At 35.9% G+C, this 18,049-nt stretch carries 17 protein-coding genes and 1 pseudogene; 1 reads left to right on the forward strand and 17 read right to left on the reverse strand.

What is annotated here, in order from left to right; genetic code table 11:
- Positions 1–167 precede the first annotated feature (167 nt).
- A pseudogene (locus MHB48_RS20190) lies at positions 168–339 on the forward strand (helix-turn-helix domain-containing protein).
- A 44-nt stretch (positions 340–383) separates the two neighbouring features.
- On the opposite strand, the gene rlmH reads toward MHB48_RS20190, so the two are convergent.
- From rlmH to rpsF, 17 genes are all read right to left on the reverse strand, one after another.
- Positions 384–863, reverse strand: a complete 480-nt coding sequence (rlmH, locus tag MHB48_RS20195) for a 23S rRNA (pseudouridine(1915)-N(3))-methyltransferase RlmH (RefSeq protein ID WP_340924991.1) — start codon at positions 861–863, stop codon at positions 384–386.
- A gap of 69 nt (positions 864–932) precedes the next feature.
- The gene (locus MHB48_RS20200) at positions 933–1,118 is read right to left on the reverse strand and encodes a CxxH/CxxC protein (RefSeq protein ID WP_342599583.1); all 186 of its coding nucleotides are present in this window, start codon (positions 1,116–1,118) and stop codon (positions 933–935) included.
- Positions 1,119–1,285: 167 nt separating this feature from the next.
- Positions 1,286–2,482 (reverse strand): trypsin-like peptidase domain-containing protein, encoded by a 1,197-nt coding sequence (locus MHB48_RS20205; RefSeq protein WP_342599584.1) that lies wholly within the window; start codon positions 2,480–2,482, stop codon positions 1,286–1,288.
- 138 nt (positions 2,483–2,620) lie between these two features.
- Positions 2,621–3,409, reverse strand: a complete 789-nt coding sequence (locus MHB48_RS20210; protein ID WP_340925000.1) for an MBL fold metallo-hydrolase — start codon at positions 3,407–3,409, stop codon at positions 2,621–2,623.
- Between the two features lie 12 nt (positions 3,410–3,421).
- Entirely contained in the window at positions 3,422–4,228 is an 807-nt protein-coding gene (gene yycI, locus MHB48_RS20215; RefSeq protein WP_342599585.1) for a two-component system regulatory protein YycI, read from the reverse strand.
- The gene (gene yycH, locus MHB48_RS20220) at positions 4,215–5,537 is read right to left on the reverse strand and encodes a two-component system activity regulator YycH (RefSeq protein WP_342599586.1); all 1,323 of its coding nucleotides are present in this window, start codon (positions 5,535–5,537) and stop codon (positions 4,215–4,217) included. The genes yycI and yycH overlap by 14 nt, the downstream gene beginning before the upstream one ends.
- A complete protein-coding gene (gene walK, locus MHB48_RS20225) occupies positions 5,534–7,360 on the reverse strand; it encodes a cell wall metabolism sensor histidine kinase WalK (RefSeq protein ID WP_342599587.1) in 1,827 nt (608 codons plus the stop codon). The genes yycH and walK overlap by 4 nt, the downstream gene beginning before the upstream one ends.
- Positions 7,361–7,365: 5 nt before the next feature.
- Positions 7,366–8,070 (reverse strand): response regulator YycF, encoded by a 705-nt coding sequence (gene yycF, locus MHB48_RS20230; protein WP_340925016.1) that lies wholly within the window; start codon positions 8,068–8,070, stop codon positions 7,366–7,368.
- 383 nt (positions 8,071–8,453) lie between these two features.
- Positions 8,454–9,923 (reverse strand): M23 family metallopeptidase, encoded by a 1,470-nt coding sequence (locus MHB48_RS20235; RefSeq protein ID WP_342599588.1) that lies wholly within the window; start codon positions 9,921–9,923, stop codon positions 8,454–8,456.
- Between the two features lie 371 nt (positions 9,924–10,294).
- Positions 10,295–11,581, reverse strand: coding sequence for an adenylosuccinate synthase (locus MHB48_RS20240; protein ID WP_342599589.1), 1,287 nt, complete (start codon positions 11,579–11,581; stop codon positions 10,295–10,297).
- Positions 11,582–11,718: 137 nt separating this feature from the next.
- Complete coding sequence (dnaB, locus tag MHB48_RS20245) at positions 11,719–13,077, reverse strand: replicative DNA helicase (RefSeq protein ID WP_342599590.1); 1,359 nt, start codon at positions 13,075–13,077, stop codon at positions 11,719–11,721.
- A gap of 12 nt (positions 13,078–13,089) precedes the next feature.
- Positions 13,090–13,539: a 50S ribosomal protein L9 gene (rplI, locus tag MHB48_RS20250; protein WP_340925026.1), complete on the reverse strand. Its 450-nt coding sequence runs from the start codon at positions 13,537–13,539 to the stop codon at positions 13,090–13,092.
- Positions 13,536–15,512: a DHH family phosphoesterase gene (locus MHB48_RS20255; RefSeq protein ID WP_342599591.1), complete on the reverse strand. Its 1,977-nt coding sequence runs from the start codon at positions 15,510–15,512 to the stop codon at positions 13,536–13,538. The genes rplI and MHB48_RS20255 overlap by 4 nt, the downstream gene beginning before the upstream one ends.
- Positions 15,513–15,524: 12 nt before the next feature.
- Complete coding sequence (locus MHB48_RS20260) at positions 15,525–16,466, reverse strand: DUF2232 domain-containing protein (RefSeq protein ID WP_342599592.1); 942 nt, start codon at positions 16,464–16,466, stop codon at positions 15,525–15,527.
- A 352-nt stretch (positions 16,467–16,818) separates the two neighbouring features.
- On the reverse strand, positions 16,819–17,055 hold the full coding sequence (gene rpsR, locus MHB48_RS20265) for a 30S ribosomal protein S18 (RefSeq protein WP_093275428.1): 237 nt from the start codon (positions 17,053–17,055) through the stop codon (positions 16,819–16,821).
- 47 nt (positions 17,056–17,102) lie between these two features.
- Positions 17,103–17,612, reverse strand: coding sequence for a single-stranded DNA-binding protein (gene ssb, locus MHB48_RS20270; protein ID WP_340925030.1), 510 nt, complete (start codon positions 17,610–17,612; stop codon positions 17,103–17,105).
- A gap of 39 nt (positions 17,613–17,651) precedes the next feature.
- Positions 17,652–17,960: a 30S ribosomal protein S6 gene (gene rpsF / locus MHB48_RS20275; RefSeq protein WP_090567343.1), complete on the reverse strand. Its 309-nt coding sequence runs from the start codon at positions 17,958–17,960 to the stop codon at positions 17,652–17,654.
- Between the last annotated feature and the right edge of the window lie 89 nt (positions 17,961–18,049).

Below are 18,049 nucleotides of genomic sequence, written 5' to 3' on the forward strand. Positions count from 1 at the left end.
GACAGATCCACTTCTTTTCTTTGAAGATATGCACTTAATGTGGCTTTTGGTGAGGCATCTAATAAGTCAATTATCGGAAGAATTGCTTCGCTTCATTTATAAATTTGGCGCCTTTATCTTTCGAACGACTAACAATAATCACACGAGGCCAATTTTTTAATTGAGTTATCGCCAAACAATTAAAAGAGTTAGAAGATGATGGTTTAATCCAAAAAGAAATATTCGATGAATTGCCTTTCAAAGTAGAGTACACTAACAGCTTTAGGAGAACAACTTCTTCCTGTAATAGCTGTTATGCAAGAATGGGGTAAAAAATATATAGATTCTCGTCAAAAATAAAGGAGTTTAGTGTAAGTCACTAAACTCCTTTTGAATAACCGCACTTATTTATGATACGGTTCGTTTTTAATAATTCGAAAGGCTCGATAGATCTGCTCTACCAGTACTAACTTCATTAGTTGGTGTGGCAAAGTCATTTTACTAAATGAAAGCTTTTCATCCGCTCGCTTCATCACATCCTCGTGCAGACCAAGTGATCCTCCAATAACAAATGCGATTTTGCTTCGTCCATAGGTCATCAGTGATTCTAAATCACTTGCAAGCTGCTCCGAGGATTTCATTTTTCCTTCAATAGCCAGAGCAATGACATACGTATCGGCTCCAATTTTCGCTAGAATACGGTCAGCTTCTTTTTTCTTTACAATTTCCATGTCTGCTGGACTTAGCTGTTCTGGAGCTTTTTCATCCGGTACTTCCACTACATCTACTTTTGCGTAAGCCCCTAAACGTTTTGTGTATTCCTCTATCCCCATTTTCAAATACTTTTCTTTTAACTTTCCAACTGATACAATTTGTATATTCACAGGTTATCCACCTTTACAATTCATTTACAAACAAGTTATGCACATATTTTATCCACATATCCACAACACTTATCTACATATTGTGTCATCATTTTCATTTGCCACAATATATATTGCCGATCCATCGCAGTATGTACACTTTGTGGATAACTTTTTATCTTCTTTTAGTTCTTCCATCATTGGGAAGGTTTTTTGTTCTGCAACAAACATGTCTAAAGCTTGATTTATATGGGCTTCGCAACTGAATATTCTCAATTTTTAACATCCTTTCTTTTTCCGAATAATTAATATAGTTATTCACAAATGATTCGTTCTTATCCACAACCTATTTTACCAAAGCAAAAACGAGTAGGAAAGACAAGCTTTTCTTTACCTACTCGCTGTGTAAATCTTTTATTTACAATTCGAAGTTATCCACATGTTTATAATTTAGTTGTTTCCTTTAAAGTAAGTGTTAACTCTACCAACTCTCCTTGGCGATATACTTTTACTTTTAATTCGTCGCCGATTTCTTTTTCATTGTATAAATGCTTTCTTAAATCAATAGAGTTTTCTATTTTTTGACCATCCATTTCGACAATTACGTCGTAGGTTTTCATTTCCGCTAAAGCTGCAGGCGAATTTTCTACTATTTGGTCGACCACTACCCCAGTTGTCACTTCCGCCGGTAATTTTAACGTATCACGTTGGTGTACTGCTGGTACATTCGTCAAGTCAATCATTGTAATACCCATAGATGGTCGATTTACTTGTCCGTTAACCTCTAAATCCTCAATAACTGGAATTGCCGAATTGATGGGAATTGCAAGCCCAATTCCTTCTACAGTCGCTTCAGAAATTTTCATCGAGTTTATTCCTATAAGCTGTCCGGCTAAGTTAATCAGTGCACCACCACTGTTTCCTGGATTAATCGCTGCATCCGTTTGTAATACTTCTGCTTGCCAATCTTCTACACCATCTTGGTTAAGATCCACTGGAATTGCACGATCTTTACCAGATACCACACCTGTTGTAACCGATCCATAGAAATCTAAACCAAGCGGATTACCAATTGCGATAACTGTCTCCCCTTGCTTTAATGCATCTGAATCACCAAACTCTAGGACAGTATCTACTCCTGTATCATCAATTTCTAGAACTGCTAAGTCCGTCCAAATATCACTTCCTACGAGATTTGCTGGTACTTTTGTTCCATCTACTAATGTTACCTCTAACGATTTTGCGCCTTCAATTACATGATAATTTGTAATAACAAAAGCTTTTCCGCCTTCTTTTTTATAAATAACTCCTGAACCCGTTCCAGCTTCTTGTGTTGATTGTGACCGACTCCAAAAATTAGTAACGGACTGAATATTTGTAACCCCAACAACTGCTGCCGATGCTTTTTCTACTGCACTCGTAACATCTGTTGTAATATCAACTGAAAGCTGTTTTGTTTCTGTTGCATTTTTCGCCGTTTTAGCTGATGGTAAATTTGTTACAACAGATGGTATTAGAAACCATACAAGAAGTGCTCCGACCATTACACCAGCTAAAGCGCTTAAGAAGTATCCTGGTAATCCCCTTTTCTTTTCTTTCTTTGGTTCTTCTTGCGGTTCGTATGGATTATAATAGCCCATTGTTCATCTCCCTTTCATTTAACAATATGTTCGTGTCTTTAATTTACCCATTTCACATTAAAATTAAATGAAAATTATTTAAAAGTTAAATAAAAAAAAGTTCCAAAAGCTAATAAGTAGCTTTTGGAACTTCATTTACTAGACAAGGACTAACTCAGTTGGATGATTGGCATCTGTATCATGTAGATGCACATACTCCCCCGCAACTATCCCACACGATTGTAGAGTTTGTGTAACACTCATTCTTGCAAGATCCTTCATATTATTATCTTTACTCAAATGCGACAGATAAATATGTGTATTCTTTAAATCTATTACTTCACTCATTGCAACAGCTGCATCTTCATTAGACACATGACCTACATCGCTTAATATTCTACGTTTTACCGACCAGGGATAGCGTCCCATTTGAAGCATACTGACATCATGATTACTTTCAAAGACGAACGAATCCGCTCCTTTTATATGGCCTTTCATTCGGTCACTTACATAGCCTGTATCTGTAATCAGGACAAGCTTGCGACCATTTTCATGAAAGATATAAAACATTGGATCTGCCGCATCGTGAGACACTCCAAAGGACTGGATATCCATTGTACCAAATGTTTTAACCGTTTCCATATCAAATTGGAATCGCTGCTCTACCGGTACTTTTCCAATAAGGGAATCCATGGCAAACCAAGTTTTTTCATTTGCATAAATAGGAATACCATACTTTCTTGCAACCACGCCTAGACCTTTAATATGATCGCTATGCTCATGAGTAACAAAAATACCTGACAGTTTTTTCATGTCTCGGTCAATTTCATGGAAAAGTTGCTCCATTTTCTTGCCACTTAGCCCTACATCTACTAGGAAGCAATGCTCTTCATTTTCCACATAAACTGCATTCCCACTGCTTCCACTAGCTAATACACTGAACTTCATAGTTAAAACTCCTTACTCTACAACTGCTTGTTCTACCTCTTTTTTGGGAATTTCAATAATTCTTCCTTCTACTGCATTTACAAAGTGTTCTTCTATTGTTCCATTTGAAAGCTCTACTAAAATATGCCAAGTTGGTGCAAATACTTGCGTTTCTGCCTGTTGGGCTAGGGTAGAGTATCCCAAATTAATTTCTTTTACCGTAGAATCAGGTTTTATTAACGTTCGGGAATATAAAAGATTAATCGCCTGCATAGTAGGCAATAGTTTTTTCGACTCATTGTAGTCCTCTAAATTATCCAATATCGTTTGTTCATATCGAATAATTTCATGTTCATCATTCCAGTAAACAACGACTTTTGCATTTTGATTATAATAAACTAGTCGATTATTTACTGTTTGAAATAATGTAGCAGACTGATTTTCTTCATCTACTTTCCACAATTCATAAGAAGATCCACGAATAATATTTTCCGATAGTAGTTTTTCTATTGTATTTTCCTCTGTTATTAGAAGTGGTTCTTTAAAGGTACCTATTAGCTGATAGTCTTCTTTCACTTCTACGGTCTGATTCGTTAATTGTCCTAATTCTTCTGTGCTAAATATATGAACACTACCAGAAACATAAGAAGCTTCTTGAATAATATCTTCTGTTTTTTCAACTTTTATATTATCTAAGACTAGTCGTTCCTCAATAGGTGTATCCCTGGGAACTACAACATCCGAGGCTTCATTATATCTATTTAAATAAAGAGAGAATAAAAACACGTTTAGAATAGAAAATACAATAATAAATATTGTTTTTGTTTTATTCCAATCCAAATTTGCCACCTCCGAGTAGATCTGGAGATACGCGAACCCAAGATCCATTTATTAAATAATACCAAGATGGTTCTAGTGTTAGTAATGACTGATTATCATCACGTGATAAATAATACCCTGGAACCATTTCGTCAACAGACGATAATACATTTAATTCAGGAATGGAAGTGAGTAAATCATATGTCGCCTGTCCTGACGGCAACTGTACATCTCTCGGTTTGATAGGTAGTGCATTCAACGTGTAGTACGGTCTTGTATACCGATATACTTGATTAACACCCCAATTTTGAATAATTTCCGTTTCAGTATCATTGCTAAACACAGGCAACCCTAGAAAGTGCAGTTGATAATGAATTTGTTGAGCTGTTGTCGCGTTGATCTTACTGTAACGGTAATCATCTGTCCATCCGTTATGTTCGTTTACGAAATTGACACTATTTAAAATGAGGTCTGCAGGATCAATGGCACTTTCACTTTCAGAGGCTGGATTAACAAAATTAAGCCTTTTATATAGAAAATCCACTTTCATTAGTGCAGTATCATCTGTATATTCTTGTTGACTAGTACCTACCGGATTACTACGTACTAAACTTGGGTTACTAAACAGAGCGTTTTTAAACCTTTCTGGTGCAATCTCCTCTAAATAATACGTATACTTTACTGTATCCTCAGGAATTGTTGAAACATATAAAGATAATCTACCTGGTCTTTCTATTTCATTATACACTGGCATACTAGCGGATTGTTGAATGATGCGTTCGGTAAAACCTTCCTTATCAACCTTTTCGACAGAGGTAGTATACACTTTTTGTTTTACCGTATTAAGAAAATACAAGTTAATGCCATTGGATGAGTCTGACCAATCAACCACTAAACGATTAAAGGAAGCATCCGGAAAATTATGATCGGCAAAAGTAAAAATACTACCAAAGATTTCGATTGGAACTTCTGCTTGATAGAAAAAAGTAGCCCGATTAGGCGTATTAATCATTTCGTTTATTTGTTTGGGACTTACTTTATTATTATGAAGTTCTACCGTTTGTATTTCCCAGCTTTTCATTGAATTTAATACTCTTTCTATATTCACAGTTTTAATAGTTCCATTTATCGTGTGTTCTTGACTAAGTATTAATCGATATGGCTTTATCACATCTTCAATTTTCTTTTTTTCCGCAATGGAAATGTCTACAATAGGTGGTTCATTCGTGTCATAAGATGGAGAATATGTCCATATGGTAAAAGTCAGCGAAAGGCTAAGTAGGATGAGTAAGAGTAAAATAACTGATTTTACTTGTTCAATATACTTCAATCCCACTCACCTTCCTCGTCCATTTCAATTTCGAGTGTAAAAAATACAGTTGTTCCATTACCCTCTTCACTTTCAGCCCAAATAGTACCTCCATGCGCCTCAATCATTTCCCGGGCAATTGCTAGACCAAGTCCAGTTCCCCCCATCGACCTTGCTCTTGCACGATCCACTCGGTAGAAACGATCAAAAATTCGGTCTATATTTTCGGATGGTATTCCCATTCCATCATCGGAGATCATGACTTTCAGTAAATTATCTTTTACCACAAGTCCAAAACGAATGTTTCCACCATCTGGCGAATATTTAATAGCATTTGAAATAATATTATCAATTACTTGTGTTAATTTATCCGTATCAATATCAACATAATAGGGCGTATCTGCAAACATCCGTTGGAACGATACATGCTCAGATTTAGATAGTTCAAATCGATCTATAATTCGATTAAAAAACTGATTAAAGTTAACAATATCGCGATTTAAATCATAATCTCTACTATCCATTTTAGATAATTGAAGCAAATCATTTACTAATCGTATCATTCGTTGTGTTTCGGTTTGTGTTACTTGTAAAAATGATGGTGCAATTTCTTCATCCTTCCAAGCACCCTCGGCAAGTGCTTCTAAATAACTACTCATCGTCGTAAGTGGAGTACGCAGTTCATGCGAAACATTTGCAACAAATTCTCTTCGTTCCATATCAATCTTTTCTTGCTCCGTATTGTCATGTAAAACTGCTATTAAGCCGTTTACAAATCCTGTTTCCTTTTGAATAACAGAAAAGTTTGCGCGCAAAATAAAAGGTCGTTCATGAGTACTAAAATCAAGTGTCATCGATTCTTTGGAATGAATTAAGTCTTCAAAAGAATGCGCTGCATCAATACCTAATACCGATATGATTGGGCGATTTAATACCATCTCGCGAGGAATACGCAATAATCTTACGGCAGGATCGTTTATTAAAATTACTCTACCTTTCCGATCAGTTGCAATAACTCCATCTGTCATATTAGTAAGGACAGATGCAAGCTTTCTTCTTTCTGCTTCTGTTGTAGATTGAGCTTCTTGTAATCTATTTGTTAAATGGTTAAAAGCTATTGCTAGCTGCCCAATTTCATCGTTTCCATAAACACGTACTTTACGCGAGAAGTTACCTTTTGCCATAGCCTGTGCTTGTTTTCGCATATCGGAAATGGGACGAGTAATGGTTTGCGCTATCAATATCCCAAGTACAATCGTAATAACAAGTGCAACGGCTGTGCCACCAGCAAGTATTAGGTTAATCTCATTCATTTGACCAAATACATTTTCTATATTGGATTCAATATATAAAGAACCAATTACTTCCCCTTGAGATTTAATTGGTGTTGCTAAAATCCATATGCGTTTTCTAGTTTCAGAATCAAGTGTAATGTTATCAAAGGGTGTTTCTGCACTTATCGACAATCTCACGAGTTCATCGGTTGACCTCTGTCCGACAATCGATTGATTATTTATATCGGATGTTGCTAGAATTTGATTTCTAGCATCGATAACACGAACTTCTTTTATATCGGAAGAATTCAAACCAGACAAAATAGAACGCAAGCTTTGCTCCAAAGTTGCGTCATCTTCCTCATTTCGTACTTTTAATATCTCTTCCCTCGCGCTAAACTCCAATAAGCTTATACGATCGGAAATAGACTCTTGAAAGTTTTCTCGTAATGTTTTCTCGAGTCCTCGAACAAAATATAAACCAATAATTTGCATCGCAATTATTATTAATAATATATATATAAACACAATTTTTACGTGAATGGATTTAAAATAACCAACCTTTTGCATTCTTTTTACTCCTGTTCAGGATTCCGTAAATAGTAACCAACGCCTCTTCTAGTTACAATCCAAGTAGGATGGCTAGGATTATCTTCAATCTTCTCACGTAAACGACGTATTGTTACATCCACTGTTCGGACATCCCCAAAATAGTCGTATCCCCATACTGTTTGTAGTAAATGTTCACGTGTCATGACTTGTCCTATATGTTTCGATAAATAATGTAATAGCTCAAATTCACGATGAGTCAATTCAATTGTTTCATCTCTTTTTAACACTAAATATGCATCTGGCTGAATAGTTAGTGGCCCAATAGTTATGTCATTCGTTACCACTTCAGCATCTTCTTGTAATGTTTGATGTCTTCTCATGTTTGCTTTCACTCGTGCTATTAACTCTCTTGTACTAAATGGTTTCGTTACATAATCATCTGCTCCAAGTTCCAAACCAAGTACTTTATCGATCTCCGAATCTTTTGCTGTAAGCATAATAATTGGAAAGTCGTATCTCTTGCGAATTTCTCTACAAACTTCCATACCATCTCGATTTGGAAGCATGATATCTAATAACATTAAATCAGGCTGTACTTCTTCTACCTTTTTCAAAGCTTCATCGCCGTCATAGGCACAAAACACTTGATATCCTTCTTTTTTCAAATTAAATTGAAGTATATCTGCAATTGGCTTCTCATCATCTACTACTAATATTTTTTTACTCATGTATAGAACCCCTTTCGCACTCATAGTCTATCTTTTATTTAGAAGCTGTTAAACTACATTGTTGTTATTTGGTAGAATCCGATTCCTTTTCCGCAGGAGTCTGCGCGAATTCTACCGCAAATTATATGCTAAAACACATCAGTAAAATATAACAGAGCCTTTATTTATATAATTTTTTTGAAACAATTAATATATATTTACTCTATCATGCTTTTAGACTCTATGCATCCTTAAAGGAAATAGGCACATGATAGAATTCATAAAGTCGACGATTGTCGAATTATTTCCCAGGAAATTTTATGTAGGTAAATAATCTGTCTAGAACATTATGTAAACTATATAAAAAAGAGACAGCCAAACAAGTGACCGTCTCTAACATAATATTAGTCTAACACAGTTAATGGATTAATCGTTACCCCGTTTTTATCCACTTCAAAATGTAAGTGAGTGCCTGTTGAACGGCCAGTACTTCCCATTACACCTATTTTGGAACCTTGAGGTACAACATCTCCTACATCCACACTTATAGAAGAAAGATGAGCATATGTTGTTTTGTAGCCATTGTTATGGTCTATAATCACTCGTTTACCATATGTTCCATCCCATCCAGCAGCTACAACAGTGCCGTTATCAGCAGATTTAATATTAAATCCATTAGGACGAGCAATATCTATTCCTTCATGCTGTCGGCCCCAGCGGTGTCCCATTTTACTAGATATATATCCACCTTCAGCAGGCCACGCAAATACACCAGAACCACGAGAAGGAATCACTTTTGTTCCTTTTAGCACAATATGATCTGTTGGTTGAACAAGTATCGTTTCTTCTTTAACAGATTGGCCAACTTGAATTCCATTTTCTTTACGTATTAAGTAAGTTGCTACTTTTTTACCGTCAGTACCTTCTTGCTTTACCTTTGTATCACCTTTATACATCTCATCTATCTCTATTACTTTTTTCGTATGTTTTATTTCTTCTACAGCTTTTTTCTCATAATGAACTTCTACATTAATAAGTGGTTTTAAGACCGTTACATTTAACTCTTGACCTATTTGCAAAACACTAGACTCCGTAATGTCAGGATTAATCGCTAAAAGCTCAGAAGTTGTTAGATTAAACTTACTTGCAACTGTCCCCAATACATCTCCTTCAGCTACTTTATATGTTTCTTGTTCTAATGTACCATCTAGTAGAAGTTTAACTGCGTCGTCCGGTGACACAATCTTATTTGGGTTCACATCTACTGTAACGCCAGATACTTTTTGTTTTAAAATTAAATCCGCAATACGTGTTTCACCTTCTTTTAATTCGGGTAAAACTTCAGTAGAACTCTTTTGAGCTTCCAGTACGTTTAACTCTTCTTCTGAAACAAAATGTAATTTTAGTTTATGAATAACTTCTTGATAAGCATCCAGGTCTTTGACGTAGACCGCCATCTCGTCATTAACCAACAGTGCAAATGCAGTTGCTTCTACTTCAATTAATTCATCCAGCTTTTGAAGTGTTGCCTCATCATTTGTAGATGGTGTAAAAACTTGTTCCGATACCACTGATAAGTTAGATCCTGCTTTTAAAGGGAGGTTTTCATACTGGGAGCTCGAATCTTTAACTTTTTGATCAATTATTGCTTGCATTTCTGATTTATCAGCTAATGCACCTATATACTGCCCATTTGAATATATATGATAAATTTCTTTTAACGTAGTATCTTCACGTTCATTAGCAAAAGCCATATTAAAAGAAACACTTGAAATTAGTAAAACTGATACGGCTGCTTTTTTAACCATATTTGACTTTCTGTTTGAAGAAACATTTAGTTGCTTTTGTTCCTCATTCATTCTTTTCCAAAACATGATAAAGCCCCTTCCAAAACAAATAAAATATTTCACTTTTTATTTACGTCACTTAAATTAAATTTAACATATTTGAAATGGGTAAGTGTACTAATAATCAATCTTGTAAACAAAATGTATTTTAAGTCCCATTATTTCCTATTAACGTTACTAATTTGTAAAATATAATACTTCTGTTTCGTATTAGTTTCTATAATGTTTTAGTTTTCACCAAAATATCCTTTTTTTATACACAAGTCTGCATATGGTCTTTGTTATATTTGTAATAATAGAAGATTAATATTGCTATGACATTAATTTTTTTGTCATTAAATAACAAAAAACCGCCAAGAATGTTTCATTTCTTGACGGTTTTTATTTATTAACTTAATTTATCTCCAAACACTTGAGATAATATTTGTTTGAGTACGATCAGGTCCTACTGAGAAAATAGAGATTGGTACACCTGTAAGCTGTGAAATACGCTCTAAATAGTGACGAGCTGTCTCAGGAAGCTCATCTAGTGTTTTACATGATGTAATATCTTCACTCCAGCCTGGTAGTTCTTCGTATACTGGTTCACATTCTGCAAGAGTACGAAGGTTTGCTGGATATTCTGTAATTAATTCACCTTTGTATTTGTACGCAGTACAAATTTTTACTGTTTCTAAACCAGTTAAAACATCAATGGAGTTAACCGTTAAATCAGTTAAACCACTAACGCGACGAGCATGTCTAATTACAACTGTATCAAACCAGCCTATACGACGTGGTCGTCCTGTAGTTGTCCCATACTCTTTACCAACTTCACGAATTTGATTTCCAACTTCATCAAATAGTTCCGTTGGGAATGGACCATCTCCAACACGAGAAGTATAGGCTTTACAAACACCAACAACATGCGAAATTTTCGTTGGTCCCACACCAGCACCAATTGTTACTCCACCAGCCACAGGGTTAGAAGATGTAACAAATGGATATGTACCTTGATCAATATCCAACATAACACCTTGGGCACCTTCAAAAAGTACGCGACGGCCTTCATCTAAAGCATCATTTAATACTTTTGACGTGTCTGTAACATATTTTTCAATTTCTTTACCGTAGCCATAGAACTCTTCTAAAATTTCTTCAACAGTAAATCCTTTTGTTTCATAAAATTTCTCGAACATTCTATTTTTTTCTTCTAAATTACGCTCTAATTTTTCTTTAAATACTTCGTAATCAAGAAGATCTGCCATACGAATACCAACACGTGCAGCCTTGTCCATGTAAGCTGGACCAATTCCTTTACCTGTAGTACCAATTTTATTAGCACCTCTACGCGCTTCTTCCACTTCATCTTGTTTTAAGTGATATGGTAAAATTACGTGTGCACGATTGGAAATACGTAAATTTTCTGTTGATACTCCACGATCATGTAAACCTTTTAATTCTTTCACAAGAGCTCTTGGATCTACTACCATACCATTTCCAATAACTGAGATCTTGTCCTTATAAAAAATCCCTGAAGGAATTAAGTGAAGTTTATATGTTTCTCCTCCAAAAATAATGGTATGTCCTGCATTATTACCGCCTTGATAACGAGCGATTACTTCAGAATTTTCAGAGAGAAAGTCTGTAATTTTCCCTTTACCTTCGTCTCCCCATTGTGTTCCTACTACTACTACTGATGGCATTGCCAACACCTCCGTCAGACATTTTATGTCCTGATTCAAACAGTGTAATTGTACCAAGCACCAAGCTTTGAGTCAACCAATAACAATTAAAAACACGAACGATTAATGTGGCAAACATCAATATGTTCGTGTTTGTATTATGATGCTGGTGGGGCTTGATGTTGGCTCCAATCAATATTCACAAATTTATTAAATTCTTTTACAAATGCAAGCGTCACTGTTCCAGTAGGACCATTACGCTGTTTTGCAATAATAATTTCAATCATATTTTGGTTTTCAGTTTCTTTATCATAGTAATCTTCTCGGTACAAAAACGATACGATATCGGCATCTTGCTCAATAGAACCAGATTCACGTAAATCGGACATCATTGGTCTTTTATCTTGACGTTGCTCCACTCCACGTGAAAGCTGAGAGAGTGCAATTACTGGAACTTTAAGTTCACGAGCCAAACCTTTTAGTGATCGAGAAATTTCAGATACCTCTTGTTGACGATTTGCTTGACTTCCACCACTCCCTTGAATGAGCTGTAAATAATCAATTAAAATCATTCCAAGTCCATGTTCTTGCTTCAATCGGCGACATTTCGCACGAATTTCATTCACTCGAATACCAGGAGTATCATCGATAAAAATACCTGCATTTGATAAACTACCCATTGCCATTGTAAGCTTACGCCAATCTTCTGTTGTAAGAGAACCCGTTCGAAGTACTTGAGCATCGATGTTCCCTTCAGCACAAAGCATACGCATGACCAATTGCTCCGCACCCATCTCCAAACTAAAGATAGCTACATTTTCATCCGTCTTCGTTGCCACATTCTGTGCAACATTAAGTGCAAAAGCTGTTTTCCCTACAGATGGACGCGCGGCTACAATGATTAAATCATTTCGCTGGAAGCCAGCAGTAATTTTATCTAAATCACGAAACCCTGTTGGAATACCTGTAACATCGCCTTTTCTTGTATGAAGTTTTTCGATGTTATCATATGTTTCCACCAAAACATCTTTTATATGCTTAAAGTCACCAGCATTTTTTCTGTTGGCAACTTCCATCATTTTTCGTTCAGCCTCTGACAGTAAGGCTTCTACTTCATCTTCTCTAGTAAACCCATCTTCTACGATTGTTGTAGCTACTCGAATTAGTCGACGTAATATCGATTTTTCTTCCACTATCTTTGCATAATGTCCAATATTCGCTGCCGTAGGGACTGTATTTGCAATTTCACTGATGTAAGAAATACCACCTACATCTTCTAACTCTTTTTTGGAAGATAGCTCTTCTGTAACAGTTACTACATCAATCGCTTTTCCTTGATCGCTTAGTCGTAGCATCGTTTGGAATATTTTCTGATGAGCTACTCGATAAAAGTCCTCTGGCATGACAATTTCCGCAGCTGTTATTAATGCTTGCGGGTCTAAAAATATTGCTCCAATGACGGATTGTTCAGCTTCTTGGTTATGTGGGGGCACACGGTCCAACAATGGATCGCTCATTGACCTCTCTCCTTACGCTTCTTCTGTTACATGAACTTTTAGTGTCGCTACTACTTCATGATGAAGTTTAACTGGAACATTCGTATATCCTAACGCACGAATAGCATCGTCTAATTCCATTTTACGTTTATCTAACTTAATACCATGTGATTTTTCTAATTGTCCTGCAATTTGTTTTGTAGTGACAGAACCAAATAAACGGCCATCACTTCCTGATTTTGCTTTTAATTCAACTGTTAGTTGTTCTAGTACTTCTTTTAGTTTTTTTGCTTCTGCTAACTCTTCAGCAGCTTCTTTTTCGGACTTTTTCTTTTGTCCTTCTAATGCACTAATTGCTGCAGCGTTTGCCTCAACTGCAAGGTTATTTTTTAATAAGAAATTATGTGCATACCCATCTGCTACGTTTTTAATTTCTCCTTTTTTACCTTTTCCTTTTACGTCTTTTAAGAATACTACTTTCATTCTGCATTTCCTCCTTCAATTATTTCCATTATGGCATCTTTTAAAAGTGTAATTGCTTCTTCTATTGTTTTATTTTCTAATTGGCATGCCGCATTAGTTAAATGCCCCCCGCCATTAAGCCTTTCCATTACTAACTGTACATTTACATCCCCAAGCGATCTTGCACTAATTCCTATTGTAGATTCACTTCTCCGCCCTATTACAAATGAAGCAGTGACGTTGCTCATTGTTAATAAAATATCGGCGGTTTGAGCAAGTAGTACTTGGCTATATGAAATACTCTCTTCTCCTTGAGCGATCGCAATTCCTTTTCTAAAGAATTCAACAGTCTGCACGATTTTAGATCGCTCAATATATGTGTCTAGGTCTTCTTTTAATAAACTTTGAACAAGTATGGTGTCTGCACCATGTGTCCGAAGATAAGAGGCTGCTTCAAAGGTTCTGGCTCCTGTTCGAAGCGTAAAGCTTTTTGTATCTACTATTATCCCAGCAAGCATAGATGTAGCTTCGAGCATGGATATTTTTTCATTTTTGGGTTGATATTCGATTAATTCCGTTACAAGTTCTGAAGTAGATGATGCATATGGCTCCATATACACAAGCATTGTATTTGAAATAAATTCTTCTCCCCGTCGATGATGATCTATTACAACTATTTTTTCTGCTTTTTGAAGCAATTTCTCGTCTATAACTAAACTAGGTTTATGTGTATCCACCACAACTAATAACGTTTTATCTGTCATTTTATTTATAGCCTCTTCTGGACTGATAAAACGATTATATAGGTCCGGCTTTTCTTTAATTTCATCCATTAGTCGAAGCACACTACTATCGAATTCATTAAAATCAACAACAACGTAGCCTTCAACTTTGTTCATCTCCGCCATTTTTCTCACTCCGACAGCAGAACCTATAGCATCCATATCTGGCATTCTATGTCCCATTACAAATACTTTATCGCTATCTTGTATTAAATCTCGAAGTGCATGTGAGATAACCCTTGCTCTAACACGAGTTCGTTTTTCAACTGGATTTGTCTTTCCACCATAAAACTTCACCTTTCCATTTGGCTGTTTTATAGCAACTTGATCACCGCCTCGACCTAATACTAAATCTAGGCTAGACTGCGCTAACTCTCCAAGTTCAACAAGTGAAGTAGAACCAACACCTACTCCAACACTTAACGTTAAAGAAAATCCAAATTTGGAAGTTGTTTCTCTTATATCGTCTAGAATGGAAAATTTATTTTTCTCTAGTTCAACTAAAATAGACTCATTATATACCGCTAAAAAGCGATCGGAAGAAATTCTTTTCACGTATATTCCATACTTCGCACCCCAATTATTCACACAGGATGTCACGATACTGTTTAACTGACCACGTGTTTGGTCATCCATGCCTTGTGCTATTTCATCGTAATTATCAATAAAAAGCACACTAATTACCGTTCGATCACCGTAGTATAAAGACTCCATCTCTACTTGTTCCGTTATGTCGAAAAAGTAAAGTAGCTTTTCCTCCGCCTTGTAGAACACTTTATAGTTATTATCATCCAGGGATATAACCAATTCCTTTGAATCCTCTTGCTTTAAAAGTTGCTGAAAATCTTTAGATATAGAAACAAGCTCCTCACCAATAATGGTATCGAATGGAAGCTTTTGCATCATATATGGATTTGCCCATTCAATGATATATTGATCATTTATTAATATAATTCCAATAGGCATCTCTAACAGAGCTTCTTCGCCTACTTTTTTCATTCGGTAAGAAAGAGTTTCGATATGCTTTTCTGTTTCTTCATATACGCGCTGTTCTAGCTTCCATCCATATATGGATACTCCAATAACCAACAGAGGAAATAACGATCCAACTAAAACATTGTTCGAAAGAAGTAAATAAGACGCAACCCCACCAAGGAGCATAAATAAAACGAGTGGATATCGATTTGGTCGTTTTCTAAAAAAAGACGCCACTTGATCAGCTCCTTATTTTTTGTACCTGTCTTTTAAAAATCCTCGTAAGTTAAATCCTAAATCTAACACACCAAGTATTATTGTAAACGTATAGAGTGGAACTGCCAAAAATGTTGCCAGAATAGCAGCCGATTTTGGCCATCCTCGCACATAAAAATAATAGTGAATAAGCGAAACCCCTTGTAAAAACAAAAGAGTTCTTAAAATCAAAGCTGCATTTACAAAGAGTAAATAACCAAAAGTTCCTATTTCAAATGACACAATCAATGTGATAACGGATACGATTAAATAATACCATAATACCGCTTTTGGAAGTCTAAAATCCACGAATTTTGAAAACTTCGGCACGTCTAATTTAAGCTTCTTCAACAAAGGTAAATTAATGATTAAGTAAATAAAAGCTAATATAAATGCTCCACCAATAAAGTAAGTAGGCATAATTGCTTCAATAAGCTGTAAGCTTTTATTAACCATTGCATCGTAATTTTCTGGCAACTGTCCTACCGAGGACATCATATTCCCTAGTCGTTCGTAGTATATTTCAACGCTCTCTAAAAATTGCTCCAAAACATTAATATTTAATACTAAAATTGAAATTATGTATTGAACTGCCGTCATGAATAATATAAAAATCGTGGAAGCCATTAACATATATAGCTTTGACTTATTACCTCGAATGGAGTCTCCTATTATAAATCCAAGCGGAGCAATTAGGAGTCCAAATATTAAACCACCAATATTTCCAATAATAAAAGAGATTATTATTGAAATGGTAGTTACAAGAATAGCTTGTTTTCTTTCAAAATTTGCACTATACCAAGCAATCGGTAATAGCACTATAAAAGCTGTTATAAAACCTACAAATGGTATATAGAAAGTCAGGCCTAATAGAATAGCAAATAGTGCAATCATCATGGATCCATATGTTATATTGTTTGTTTTATTTTTTGGCATAAAGGACCTTCCTTTGTTGTAATCATCTATCCATTGTAACAGATTTCCTACTACAACTAAAATTCCTTCTATTGGTCATTGGTATTTTATATAAATGCTCTGTTAAACAGTCATGTTTTTATGGAGTAAAATTCGCTCACTTTCCGCGGACGAACTGCCAAGCCTCCTTGGGGTAACAGGATTTGTTCCTACAAGCCCGCTTGGGGGTCTTAACACCCCGTTTTACCACAGGAGTCTCGCGGATTTTCGTCACAAAATATATTCTTCCAAAAAACAACGGCTTAATTTAACAGCGCCTATATATAAAAGAGGAACAAAAAAAGACCGGTTTCCCGGTCCTTTCAATTTATACTTATCTCTCTTCAGAAGAGAATGGAAGTAAAGCCATGATACGAGATACTTTAATAGCTCGTGTTAACTTACGTTGGTACTTCGCGCTTGTTCCTGTCACACGACGTGGAAGAATTTTTCCACGTTCTGACACGAATTTTTTCAACAAATCTACATCTTTATAATCGATGTGTGCAATGTTGTTTGCTGTGAAGTAACAAACTTTACGACGTCTTTTGCCTCCGCGACGTGGTGCCATAATAGGTTGCCTCCTTTTCGATTAAAGTAAACATGCGTGTGATTCTTTTAAAACGGTAGGTCGTCATCCGATACTTCGATTGGTCCACTACTATTTGCAAAAGGATCTTCATCTACACGTGTATAATTTTGCTGATTCATTGGTTGGTTTTGCTGATATGTCGGATATGAGTTTTGCTGCTGTCCACCGCCGCCAAATGATGGTGTTTGTCCACCTTGGCTTCGGTCACCAGAGCTACTACGTGGTTCTAGGAACTGAACGCTGTCTGCAACAACATCTGTCGTATAAACACGTTTCCCATCTTGTCCTTCATAACTACCCGTTTGAATACGCCCTTCAACACCTGCTAAACTTCCTTTTTTCAAAAAGTTAGCTGTGTTTTCAGCTTGCTTTCTCCAAACGACACAGTTGATAAAATCAGCTTCTCTTTCGCCTTGTTGGTTGGAGAATGTGCGATTTACAGCTAGTGTAAATCTTGCCATTGCAACACCACTTGGCGTGTAGCGAAGTTCCGGATCTTTTGTTAGTCTTCCAACTAATACGACACGGTTAATCATCAGTATTTAACCTCCCTCGTTCAGCTTTGTTAGTCATTTTTATTTTTTTGCTTTAACTTTAATATCGTCGATACGAACAGCAATGTGACGGATAATGTCTTCATTGATGTTAGCTAAACGTGTATACTCATCGATTGCTTTTGAATCAGCGTTTACTTTAACGATTTGGTAGAAACCTTCACGCAAGTCATTGATTTCGTAAGCTAAGCGGCGTTTACCCCACTCTTTTGCTTCGATGATTTCTGCACCATTTGAAGTTAAGATTTCTTGGAAACGCTCAACTAAAGCTTTCTTAGCATCTTCTTCAATTGCTGGTTGAATAATGTACATTAATTCGTACTTTCTCATCTATTTACACCTCCCTATGGTCTTTGGCCGACTATGAAAAGCCGACAAGGAGCAAGTAATTATATTACTCACATCAATGAATTGTACCA

This window comes from Psychrobacillus sp. FSL H8-0483 (assembly GCF_038637725.1).
In the GTDB taxonomy this organism is placed as follows: domain Bacteria; phylum Bacillota; class Bacilli; order Bacillales_A; family Planococcaceae; genus Psychrobacillus.